We start from the raw sequence: 11,683 nt of genomic DNA, 5'->3' as shown, positions 1-11,683 counted from the left end.
CATCCCCCGGAAATTAGTTTGCTGCCCATTCCTATCGTTTGATGACCCGGACAGTTTTTGCAGCGTCTCCCGCTTGGAGGCGCACCAGGTAAATGCCCGCCGGGTAGGCCGTCAGGTCGAGTGCGGTGTTGAGTTCGCGCTGGGTGCCGAAGTCGCGGCGCAGCACCCGACGGCCGGTGAGGTCGTACACATCGGCCCGCAGCGGCGCAGCTTCGGGGAGGGTGAGTTGGAGGTTCAAGCGGCCGTCCGTGGGGTTGGGAGAGAGCAGTAATCCTGCCAGCAATTCATTGTCCTGGTCAACGGCCACGGTCATATCGATGGTGAAGGTAACCGCATCGGTGCAGCCTACGGCGTCGGTGACGATCACGGTCACTTCCCCTTCGGCCAGTCCGTCGACCGTGGCCCCCTCGTCGCCCGTCGACCACTCGTAGCGGTAAGGAGGCAAACCAGCGGTGGGGACAATCGTCACCAGCGCATCCGCCCGGCCCGCGCGACTAACGCCTACGATGGCGGGAATCAAGCCCAGGCTTTCCGGACAGCGGGCAATGCTGATGTTGTCGTAGTCAACAACGAAACTACCGCTCAGGCGGCGCACCTCGAAGATGAATCCCGCTACGCCAGCAGCTTCCTCCGGAATGGCCAGCGCGTAGGAACCCGGCTGGAGGGTGTCGAACTGAAAGAGAGGAGCCGCCGCGTCGCAGTAGTCCGCCAGAATCGTCAGGCTGGCCACGCCGGTGTATTCGTCGGGGTTATCAGTGTCGCTCAAGGCTACGTCAAAGCGAAGCGTGTCCGTCGTCAGAATATCCCGGTAGGTAGCCGTCGCAAAGGTCCCGAGGGTATCGGCGGCATTCAGCAGGGTCGAGAGCGTAGCCGAGGCATTGCCTGGGCGCACCCCGATGGTAAAGTCATCGTCCGCCCGCCATTTTTCCGGAACGCCCGCTCCGTCGAAGCCTTCAAAGAAGGGCAAATCCTGGATGCCTTGGAAAAACAACAGCGTGGTATCGTTGCCCGGCTCCACATCGTCGGCCAGGCTGACCCAGAAACGAATGGGGCCGGAGAAGGCGTTGCCGGGAGTACCTTCCAGGAAGGTGTAGGTCGCTTGTTGGCCGGGACGGAGTGAATCCGGGAAAGTCTCGGTATTCATTACGCCATCGGCGGAAAAGCTGAGCTGGATGTTGTCGGCCGTGGTCGTCCCCACGTTGGCGAAGGTGAAAGTAAGCTCGGTATTGCTGAGGATGCCGCAGTCGGCATCGCCCTCGGCAGAGACTGCCGCCAGGTTGCGTTCGGCGCGCTGCCCCAGGCTGACGGCGTCCACCAGCACTCCTTCCCGGGTGTCGCTCAGGCCACTGTTGAACACGAAGCGGAGTTGAATTTCTTCACCGGCCGCGCCTTCCAGCAGGTTGCCTACCAGGCGCGGCATCCCGTTGAAGCCACCATCGCCTTCCCAGTAGCGGTTGGCAAGGTCATTGTACCAACTGAAGGCGGCGGGACTGTTTTCCACGCGCGACCAGTTCTCGCCCCGGTCTTTGGTCATTTCCAGGTAGACGTTGTCGAAATCCGCCTCCGTTTCCACCTGCAAGACGGCGCTGAAGAGGGGGGCTTCGGTCATGTCGGCCAGGTCAAAACAGGGCGAATAGAGGTAGCTTTTTTCTTCGTTGTTGTAGTCGCCGCGCAGGTTCGTCACCCAGGCGTTGCGGCCATCGGGGGCTCGGTCGATGATGGTGCCCAGGGGTTCGCCCCAGCGCCAACTAGCCGCCGCCCGGCCCGCGCGCTCCTTGTACCAGAAGCCGTCGTTCGCCTCAAAATCTTCGTGGTAGGGGAAGTTGGTGATGAGGGGGACGTGGTTGACGAAAATGACCAACGTGTCGTTGCTGGGGTCTTCATCGCCTTCCAGTTGGGTGAAAAGCGTGAATTTATACGTGCCGGGGCGATTGAGGGAGGCCCGCAGGTCAAAGGTGAAAAACTCCGTGCTGTCTACACCCACCACACCGGTAAAGATGCCGTCTTCGGGGCGGGAGACGCCCGCCGGCTGGTCGTTGATGAGGTAATCGACATTAAAGAACTGCTGGGGTTCCCCGCCGAAGTTGGTGATGCCGATGGTCACTTCCTCCAGGCCCAGGTCGCAGCCCGTTTGCGGAGACATGAGCGCGGTGATGCCCACGTCCGCCCGCTTTTGGGTGAGGACTTCAAAGGGTCCGCGCCGGGCGGTCGTGTCGCTTTCCGCCTGGCAAATGGTGCTGATCCAGAACTGGTAGCGCGTATCGGGCATCAGGTTGTTGATGCGGAACATGGTATCGGCGCGGGTGATGGTCTGGCCGATACTTCCCGTGTTGGGGTCGAAGTTGCCGGGGCCGTATTCCAGGCGGTAGAGTGGGTTGGCGGCGCTGGGGCCGGCGGCGAAAGTCACTTCCACGGAGGTGGAACGAACGCGGGAAAAGACGACGCTGGCTGCCGGCGGACCGGCGCAAGCGACGCAGGCGGCCGTGAAGCTGAAGAGGTTGGTGGTCGTCATCAGGTTAGCCGGCGCGGTGTAGATCAGGCTGTCGTTGTTGTCCAGGATGGAAAAGCCGATTTCTTCGGGGAAGGCCCCGCCGCGGAAGTCGATCTGTACCTCATCTCCGTCGTTGACCATAAAAAATACCGTCGTTTGGCCCGCGTCGTTCATCTCGCGGGTCAGGGTGTAGGTGGTTGCGACCCCGGCGACGCGCAGGGTGACTTCCCCGCCGTTCCAACCGTCCTCTTCGGTGTCGGTCAGCAAAAGTTGGTACTGGCAGTCTTGGGCGGAAATGCCCAGGCCGAGGGCCAGGAGGAAGAGCAGGAGGGAGTAACGGTGGAGCATAATTTTTCGGTTTTTCAGCGGGGTTTGAGGGTGGATAATGAACATGGGTTCCGTTTGGGCGCGGCCGCAGGATGCAAGGTAAGTCGCTTTGAAGCGCAGGGAAAGGTAAGGCATAAAAGAGGTTCAGTGGTTCCTTACTTTGCTCCTTGTCCCTACTCCCCCCTTTGGGGGGCCGGGGGGGAGCACCTGCGGCCGCGCCCTCATTCCAGAACGGGCCGCGAAAAATAGCCAAAAGCGCGAAAACGAATAGTGCCGGAAAGTCTGAACCTTTAACTAAGGACGCTGTTAGTCCCCCGCAAGGCATAAATAGACCTTTTAGCACCACCTGCTTTGGCCGTTTATTCAATCAGCGATCTGGAGAAGCTCACCGGCATCAAGGCCGCGACCCTCCGTGCCTGGGAGCAACGGTACGAAATCATCACGCCGAAGCGGACGGACACCAACATCCGCTACTACCTGGATGAGGACCTGCGGCAGCTGCTCAACGTCGCCCTGCTGAACAAAAACGGGATGCGGATCTCCAAAATCGCCAGCCTGAGCCGCGACGAACGCGCCGAAAAAGTGGCTTCCATCAGCTCCATCAACGTCAGTCCCGATACCCAACTCGACGCCCTGACCCTGTCTACGGTGGAGATGGACGAGTTCAAGTTCAGCCACATCATCGATAAAAATATCCACCAGCGGGGCTTCGAAGAGACGCTGCTGGAGGTCGTTTACCCCTTCCTGGATAAGCTCGGCCTGCTGTACTTCACCGGCTCGATCAACCCCGTGCAGGAGGCCTTCATCAGCAACCTTATCCGCCGCAAAATCATTGCCGCCACTGATGCGCTGCCGCCCCAGCGCCAAAAGCGCTCCCCCGTTTTCTGCCTCTACCTGCCGGACGGCGAACGGCAGGAACTGAGCCTGCTCTTCATCAACTACCTGCTGCGCAAGCGCCGCTTTTCCACCATCTACCTCGGTGCCGACGTGGGTGTGGCCGACCTGGCCGACGCCACCCGCTGCACCACGATCGACTACCTGTTTACCATCTTTTCCAACGCCTTCATTCACGAGCCCGTGGAGCAGCACGTGAAGTCGGTCCTCCACAATTGTCCCGATGCCACGCTCTTGCTGACGGGTTACCAGGCCACGCTCCACGATTTCGGGGACAACAGCCGCGTGCGGGTGGTGAGTGGGTTGGAGGAGATGTTGTTGTTTGTGCAGCGGTTGAAGTGAGGGGGTAGTGAATGAACTGGGTGGCACCGAGAGGGTTCGCCTGAACGGAGGGAGACCGGACGCTCCCAGATTCCTTGCTGGAACTTCATTTTGCAAGCGAAAAGATTATCCGGGGCAAGGAACGCTGCGAGGTCCTGATGGCTTTGAAGGGGAGATTTTGCTTTGGGGAGACCAGCATCGGTTGATCGTGCACCCGCCAAGTAGCCGAGTAGATCGGGTGCCGGGCCGTAACGCCCAGTGTCTTGCCGTCCTCAAAGGTAAGCCTAAAAACTTGATCGGATACGTGGGTGAAGATGGCCGTGACGGGGCGGTAGCCGTATTCATCCGTTGGGTCCTCATCTATCGGCTTTTTCTGGGGGAGGAGGTGCTTGATGGACGTGATGCGGAAGGGGCCGGTGATGCCTTGCTCCGGCAGGTGCATTTGGACTACTGCGCCAGTTTCATATCCCTTTTGAGTGATCCAGTCGTTGTGTAGCGCCAGGCGGGCGGTGGAGCTGCCGTTGATTTCTTCAAAAACTACTTCGTTCCAGTCGATGTCGTTTACTTCGTATTTGTCTCGATCTCTTTGCTGGGTGGGAGTGTCGAGGTAGGGGCCTTGGCTGGTTGGAGATATCTAATGGCTAAATCTTTATATGAGAATAAACCTTAGGCACAGCAAAAACATACCATTAGTGCGCGCAGACTCATGAAATTTGCACGCATCCGATCTAATTTTAGGCGCTACATGTTATTATAAGTAGATAGAAAATCTATTAATAATTGGTAGAAAACTTTTTGCCCCTCTGCCTCACTTTCTTGATGCTCAACAATAAACAAGTAGTAGCTAAGACCAGATGGACATTCCACCTTATTACTAAAAATACTATTTTTCCTTTTTTCGCAAAAATCCATAAAATCTGAAACCCAGCCCCCTACTCCGTTTTTCACTGAATTATCACTTTCTGACGCCTGGTACCCTAAAAGAAAATAATGTATCTCTCTTATGCTAGTAAATTCCCTAAAGTGAACTTCATCATTTCTAGCCCATAGCAAAAAATCTATTATCTTATTGTCTTTCATCATTAGTAAAATGAATTTATTACTTGACTTGCATCAATAACATCAGGCTTCAATTTTAAATGCGGAGGATATTCAAACTTGCTTAACCATTCATCTACATCCATTCCATTGGGGTTCATGTTGTCAAACATTTTCCCGTTGATTGGTGTACCTACATGTAATCCATTGGTGGCGATCTCCTCTCCATTATGATAGATTCTCATTTGTGCTCGATTTCCATTCATATCAAATAACCTAAATATAACAGCTTTGGGGTTAGCCTCTCCATTCTGAATTAAATACTCTCTCAATGCTGTACCATACTCTTTGCACATATACTTTTTATGATACTGTTTAGTTGCATCAGATATCCCATCAATTATGTTTTGAAGGACCCCATAATTATTATGCACCACAACCCCCAAGCCCCCCACCAAGAAATTATGCCACTCCTGCACCTCCAGGTTATACACCGTCTGGGCACCCGTTTGCGCTCAGATTTCACCACCCTTGCAACTCCCGATTTGGTGAGAACGCGTTCGCCCTCCCGTAAATCACCAGCTAGCCGCCAGGTACCCGCCGTAGCCGAGTAGATAGGGTGCCGGGCCGTAACGCCCAGTGTCTCTCCATCCTCAAAGGTAAGCCTAAAAACTTGATCGGATACGTGGGTGAAGATGGCCGTGACGGGGCGGTAGCCGTATTCATCCGTTGGGTCCTCATCCATCGGCTTTTTCTGGGGGAGGAGGTGCTTGATGGACGTGATGCGGAAGGGGCCGGTGATGCCTTGCTCCGGCAGGTGCATTTGGACTACTGCGCCGGTTTCATATCCCTTTTGAGTCATCCAGTCGTTGTGTAGCGCCAGGCGGGCGGTGGAACTGCCTTTGATTTCTTCAAAAACTACTTCGTTCCAGTCAGTGTCGTTTACTTCGTATTTGTCTCGATCTCTTTGCTGATCTGAAGTGTAGGGGTCTTGAACGGATAGATCGAGGTAAAGGGCATCCTCTGTGCTTACCAGTTGTTTGGGACCAGCATTTACTGTTTCGTGGGCCAAAGCATAACCTAGGAGTGGAACCTCCTGGATGGGCATAGGTAATACCGGTAGGGCGGCGGCGAGGGCCAGGGCTTTTGCTTTGCTACCGAAGGCGTAGCCATTGGTACTACCCGCCATCCACACTGGCGTGTCCTTTACAAAGCAGCCTTTACCCAGGATTTTGCACTTTGCTAGTTTGTGTTTTTCTCCTATATTTACAATGCTATTCTCAACCTCATGAATGGAGTCGTAGAAAAGATCATCAAAACGTTTGCTTCCGGGGATATGTATTTCATCTAAGAATTGCATAATCTTTACCATGGCTTTTCCCGTATACTTGGCCGCCAACTTTCCCGCAACCGAAGTGCCCCCGGAGAAAAAACCCAGTATGACCTCAAACATAAGTACTCCAATGTCGTATCCCTGCATTGTGCAGCCATTAGCCAGACCTCCGAACCAAGTTTCTATCGTCACCAGCATTTCTTTGAAAAGGGCATTGATTTTGTTCCAATCCAGTTGCTCAAGGATGGTTTGAATATCATTATAGGCTTGAACTACCTTATCAATATATCCATTCAGATCTTGGATTACTTTGGCCTCGGTAGCCTTCCATCCTTCGGCAAGATAAATATCCCAAAGCGCTTGCACATACTGAACAGAAGCAATTACCCATTCTACCACTGACGTGGTGGCATCATAAATATACTGTATAGTACCCAGTAAGCCATCAAAAATACCAACCACAATGCCCAACTTCAACCTGTTCATGCCATCAGTTATCTGAAGGAGGGATGACTTGTTAGGATCACCATCAAAGGCATCATTTATTTCGTGGAGTACACAATCCTTACCAAAGGTCCAACTCAAGCCACAAGACTGCTCATAATCTAGTGCGCATTCGTCGGGCAAACTCATTGATTCCTCAGCATTCCCGCCACTAAAAGCCGCAGCAGGTGGCTCCGTACCATTACCGAAATCCGGGTTCAAAAGCTGCATTCTTTGCAGGTAAAAATGCCCAATGATGATGTCAGCTTCGTCTTGAGTGAAGTTGAACAATTTCTTTGTGTAAAGGGTATCTGGAGTGTGGTGAAACCAGATCACCATTTTTTCCGAACTGTTGTTGAACGCCGTAGCGGCCAAATCCAATTCCGCATTGTTACTCAAGGGATCGGTAATAATCAGGGTGGCAGATAAGGGCCCCAATTCTTCGATAGCCGCAACCGAACTCCCGAACCCAGCGCCCATCAAATGTCGAAATAACGTGCCATCATTCCCTATTCCAACTTCTAAGTTGACAAAGTCGTGGACATTAACGGTAGTTGCCGAGCCGCTCCCCACAGAGCCAATGTAAGCCGGGCCAATGCCCCTCACGAAAAGCCCTTCATCATTAATTGGCTCAGCGGTAAATCCCGCCTGGTTAAAGTCTCCCGCTAAGTTCAACGTCCCAGCGTGTATTTGATTCAATAAATCCGCCAATAGTCTCAACCCCGCAATCTCCGCAGCCGCATTGGCCCACAACTCAGCGTTATTAAGATCCGCAACCTCTTTTATCCGCTTCTCAATCATACTGGCCATCACAGCCTCCTCCAATGCGGAAACTGAAGTATAAGGAGCAACGTCCGGCAGCTTCAACTCGACGCGATGCGCCACCTTACCAGTCGGTAATATGTCTTTGCCAATAACAATGAAGGAAGAGCGGCTTTGGTATTCAGCACGTAAGGCATCTCTAAAAGCTTGCTCAAAGTTGTAGTTCGGGGTTGCCTTTACTAGCAGGTAATAGTAGTCGTGGCCTACAACGTCAAAATCCGCGTTAGAATGGGCCATTACCATCGATTTCACCGCACAAGCTTCGTCAAAGAGCGCTTGGGAGTAGAGTGTGCTTCCAAAGCCACTTTCCGAACGGGAAATTTCGTAACAAAGCTCAATTGCAACAGCCTCTCCAAAAGGGAACCGACTTTCTCTCGAAAATAAAGAGACTTGAAAAAACAAGAAAATGAGGGAAAGAACCAGGGTTTTCATTCTACAGCGATAGTTGAAATTTGGTCATTCTGCCTACTATTTAGCCGTAAAGACCATTAAGAAAAGCCTTTTCACTGCCAGTAAACGTACCGACCTATCTAAAATGGGAAAAATTTCAGTTCCCTATCCCAAGGTCTTTAGACTACCTGTAAACTAACTCACTCTCCCACTCGCCTACCCTACGCTTTATCGACACAGCCGCTACCCCTACCCACCAAAATGGACTCAGCGATTTCCTTACGTCATGAATTTAGCCCTTCAGGACCCTATTCCCCCAAGTCCTCCAGCATTGCATCCACGGGGTAATTGCCGTCGGAGCGCATATTACTCAGGAGCTGAAATTTGGAGCGGGCGGCGGGGAGGTTTTCGGCCCGCAGGTCGAGCAGGCCGCTGAACCAGACGGCGGCGGCTTCTGCATCGGGGTTCGTTTGTGGCATCGCCTCCAGGTGCCTGGCGGCTTCGCCGTAATGGCCGGTGGCGAGGGCGGCGGTGGTGGCCAGCAGCTGGGGCAGGTGATCGGCCGGGGCGGGGTTGCTTTCCAGGTAGGCGCGCAGGGAAGTGAGGGCAAGGTCGTAATCTTCGGCCTGGTGGTAAAGGATGCCTTGGCGGAGGATCGATTGGTCCAGGTCATCCGCCGCAACCTCAGTACTTACCAGGCTGCGTTGCAGGCCGTAGCCCGTCGGCGGGGTCGCGCTGAAGTAACGTTCATAGTGCATCAGGCCCGTGTTGCGCTGGCTGAAGTTGGTCAGCACCGTGCCGCAAACGGCCAGAAAAACCAGGGCGACACCGAAGGTGGGAAGGATTTTCAAAGGGAGAGGGGAGGATTACTTGGCCACAAAGTTACACCCGAAAGCGGTAGCCAGGCGTTAGGGAATGGTTAAGAGCCGCCCCGCTGAAGAAAAATTTGGTGGGCTGCGGCTCGTTTTCTGCCCTTTCTGCCGCTCACTCGCCCGTATCTTGGCCCCATGCAAAGTCTTCTCCTCACCGTCGTCATTGTTCTTTTTCTGGCCATGCTGGGGGTCAACCTCTACTTCCGGGCCAAGGTGCTGCGCGCCTACCGCATTTTGGTGATGAACCGCGTGGACTTCACCCCTGCCCAAATTTTCAGCACCTACCGCGTGGAGCACGAGATCATCCCCAGCTACCCCGCCCAGGCGGAAAGCATCCGCAATTTCAGCAACTACCTGCGCCGCAGCATCCAGATGACGACGGTGCTGATGGCCCTCATCACGGCTTTCGGGGGGATATTGATGTACTACCGGAATGGGTGAGCGAGGTGGATAGGAATGCCAGGGGAGCGCCCGCAAATCCCCTACAATTTAACGGACACAAAAGCCAGCACCACACTACAGTACTCAGTCACTTGGTCGGCTGCTGCTAAAAACCGGGCTTCTTTTGGCGTAAACTGGTGCCCGGGAGGGTGGCTGGCCCGCAGCGCCTCCGCCCGCAATTTAAACGCTTCTGCATCGTGGTAGAAAACCAGCTGACCCTCATCCGTAATTCCAACCAGATATTTCAAAGGTAATGACTGGTCAATATTGTTTGGTCCGGTGTTGTCAAAGCGAATTACCCGATAGATCGTTCGGCCAGTTCGTTTGTTCTTAATGATGAAACGCCTACGCAAAGGCATAAGGAAGGAAACAATCAAAAACTCATTGTTTTCAAAAATGTAGTCAAAGTTAGTAAACTTTTCTCCTTTGAACTTCATACCAAAGGTTAGTATTTCCTCAGCACTCATGTGCTCCATCGTCTCCATTTCCTCCTCCGAAAACAGGTAGGCAGCGGGCAACTGCACCAGGTATTTTTCTTTCACCCCTTCTTCACTGATCTCCCAAATGCACCCGCGCCTTACGTCCGCATAAAGCACGGCGTCGGGCGACGAAGAATGAAAAAAGGTTTCGTACGTGCTTAACCGGTAACGTGCTGCGGGAGTGTGCGCAATGCCCTTAAACCCCTCGACTGGCTTAAACACTGCTGGATTTTGGAGCGTATTCAGGTACAGTGAACTGGGCTCTCCGTTTTCGATGACCGGCCGCGCAATGATTCGGCCGGACGGCAGAAAGGCGATATTTACCAATCCGTTTGGAAAGTTAGTATCTATATGACGTAAATAATTTAGACTTTGGTCGTAGAATATTATTTGGCTCTGTAAACGATCAGGGATGATTACCTCGTTGTTGTGCAATACAATATCGTCAACTGCGTAGAATTTTTTCTCTATCGACGTGGTCCCCTCTACACTCTCAAGCAACTCGCCCTTACTGGAAAATTTGAATATGGTTCGATCCAACTGATCCTGTAGAATGTAAATATCGTCGTCGTAAAACCTCAGCTTGTTAATGCTGTACAGGTAATCCTTCCCTTCTACCGAAAGAAGGGGCACGTAACGCTCAATGTCGAACATCTCCTGAAAGTCCAAGGGTTCAAACTGTTCTGGGCTGAACACCTCTGCTTCACTTGTGCCTGGGTTACTGTCCACCTTTTGGCAACAGGCCAGTAGCGTCATAAGCAAAACAAGAAAAGTGGCGTTTTTCCAGGAGTGATTTTTCCGGGTCATAGTGTTTAAATTTTGGAATACTGTTTCATGGAGCAGCGCTTTTCTATTTAAAGAGATTGGGTAGGCAAGCCCAAAGTATGACCTGCCCCTCCCAATCTTAAAGCTCTACTGGCTAGGTGCATTGCATGACTTTTGCTGCCAAGCTTCGCAAGACCCAGAGCCAAACTGACATCTAATCACCGGTGTGCCATCTGCAATGGTCCGCTGCGATTTCAAGCTGCTCTAGCGGCGTAGTTCCTGACCTCCGCCAGTACCTCTTGACTTTTTGGCAGGTTCGGGTCAATCCCACACCTGCTGAAAATGCGTAAAGCCAAGCGCTCATTGGTATAGGCAGTTGTAATATCAGCCATGGAAAATGCTCCGCGTTCAAGGTCGGGAACCGCTAAGTGGTGGGCAGCTTTAGCCAAATTAACTACCGTTAGCGCGCAGTTGACGTGGAAGTCGATCTTAAGCCAATCACGCCCTTGCCCCTCTTCTAAACCGCTGAACTGCTTGCCATCGCGGAAAATGAATTCTTGTTGGTAACGACAGCGGTAAGCATGGACAATTTGTTCGGCTGGCTGATCAACATCGGTGCTCATGTATACCTTCACAGACTTGATTTTGTTTTTTTCGTCAAGTTGGTGTATAACCACGATACGGATTTTTAATCCTGCTACTTTTAGTTGAACCACGCCCGTCCAAGCAACGGTTTGAGGTGAACTCAGCGCTTCCACTCGACTAAATACGGCAGGATCAAGGTTAAATAAGTTGACAAAGCCAGCATATTCCTTAGGCCGCCCTTTTGACTTTTGTGGTCCGCTGTAGTAGTAGCGCAGACTGACGTTTTTACGCAAGCGGGAGACTACATGAAAACCTGCATTGACAACGCGTTGGATGAATGGATTTCGGGAAAAGTACGCATCGACTACCACGTATTTACTGATCTGGAGCAGTTCGTCAGCCCGTTGCTCAAGGATTTCGGCATAATAATCCAGCAAAGATT

General features: G+C 52.8%; 10 protein-coding genes. 2 read left to right on the top strand and 8 right to left on the bottom strand.

Annotated elements, in window-relative coordinates; all coding sequences use genetic code 11:
- Positions 1–31 precede the first annotated feature (31 nt).
- Positions 32–2,953, bottom strand: coding sequence for a T9SS type A sorting domain-containing protein (locus tag H9S92_RS00955; protein ID WP_187464857.1), 2,922 nt, complete (start codon positions 2,951–2,953; stop codon positions 32–34).
- 216 nt (positions 2,954–3,169) lie between these two features.
- Between H9S92_RS00955 and H9S92_RS00950 the strand changes: the two genes are divergently transcribed.
- Positions 3,170–4,054, top strand: a complete 885-nt coding sequence (locus H9S92_RS00950; RefSeq protein ID WP_187464856.1) for a MerR family transcriptional regulator — start codon at positions 3,170–3,172, stop codon at positions 4,052–4,054.
- An 85-nt stretch (positions 4,055–4,139) separates the two neighbouring features.
- On the opposite strand, the gene H9S92_RS00945 is transcribed toward H9S92_RS00950, so the two are convergent.
- The 5 genes from H9S92_RS00945 to H9S92_RS00925 all read right to left on the bottom strand — a co-directional run bounded on the left by H9S92_RS00945 (position 4,140) and on the right by H9S92_RS00925 (position 8,950).
- The gene (locus tag H9S92_RS00945) at positions 4,140–4,475 is read right to left on the bottom strand and encodes a hypothetical protein (protein WP_187464855.1); all 336 of its coding nucleotides are present in this window, start codon (positions 4,473–4,475) and stop codon (positions 4,140–4,142) included.
- Positions 4,476–4,774: 299 nt separating this feature from the next.
- Positions 4,775–5,116, bottom strand: coding sequence for a hypothetical protein (locus H9S92_RS00940; protein ID WP_187464854.1), 342 nt, complete (start codon positions 5,114–5,116; stop codon positions 4,775–4,777).
- Entirely contained in the window at positions 5,116–5,550 is a 435-nt protein-coding gene (locus H9S92_RS00935) for a papain fold toxin domain-containing protein (protein ID WP_187464853.1), read from the bottom strand. Before H9S92_RS00935 ends, H9S92_RS00940 begins: the two co-directional genes overlap by 1 nt.
- The gene (locus H9S92_RS00930; RefSeq protein ID WP_187464852.1) at positions 5,472–8,141 is read right to left on the bottom strand and encodes a Hint domain-containing protein; all 2,670 of its coding nucleotides are present in this window, start codon (positions 8,139–8,141) and stop codon (positions 5,472–5,474) included. Before H9S92_RS00930 ends, H9S92_RS00935 begins: the two co-directional genes overlap by 79 nt.
- 266 nt (positions 8,142–8,407) lie before the next feature.
- A complete protein-coding gene (locus H9S92_RS00925; protein ID WP_187464851.1) occupies positions 8,408–8,950 on the bottom strand; it encodes a hypothetical protein in 543 nt (180 codons plus the stop codon).
- 156 nt (positions 8,951–9,106) lie between these two features.
- On the opposite strand from H9S92_RS00925, the gene H9S92_RS00920 reads away from it, so the two are divergent.
- On the top strand, positions 9,107–9,412 hold the full coding sequence (locus H9S92_RS00920; RefSeq protein ID WP_187464850.1) for a hypothetical protein: 306 nt from the start codon (positions 9,107–9,109) through the stop codon (positions 9,410–9,412).
- Positions 9,413–9,453: 41 nt separating this feature from the next.
- Here the strand turns inward: H9S92_RS00920 and H9S92_RS00915 are convergent, their stop codons facing one another.
- Both H9S92_RS00915 and H9S92_RS00910 read right to left on the bottom strand, forming a co-directional pair.
- A complete protein-coding gene (locus H9S92_RS00915) occupies positions 9,454–10,698 on the bottom strand; it encodes a 6-bladed beta-propeller (protein ID WP_187464849.1) in 1,245 nt (414 codons plus the stop codon).
- Positions 10,699–10,910: 212 nt separating this feature from the next.
- The coding region (locus H9S92_RS00910) for a transposase (protein ID WP_187464848.1) at positions 10,911–11,683 on the bottom strand (773 nt) is incomplete at its 5' end.

This window comes from Neolewinella lacunae (genome assembly GCF_014349155.1).
Classification (GTDB): domain Bacteria; phylum Bacteroidota; class Bacteroidia; order Chitinophagales; family Saprospiraceae; genus Neolewinella; species Neolewinella lacunae.
Note: the sequence above shows the minus strand (reverse complement) of the source record. Positions and strands in the feature narration are given on the sequence as shown.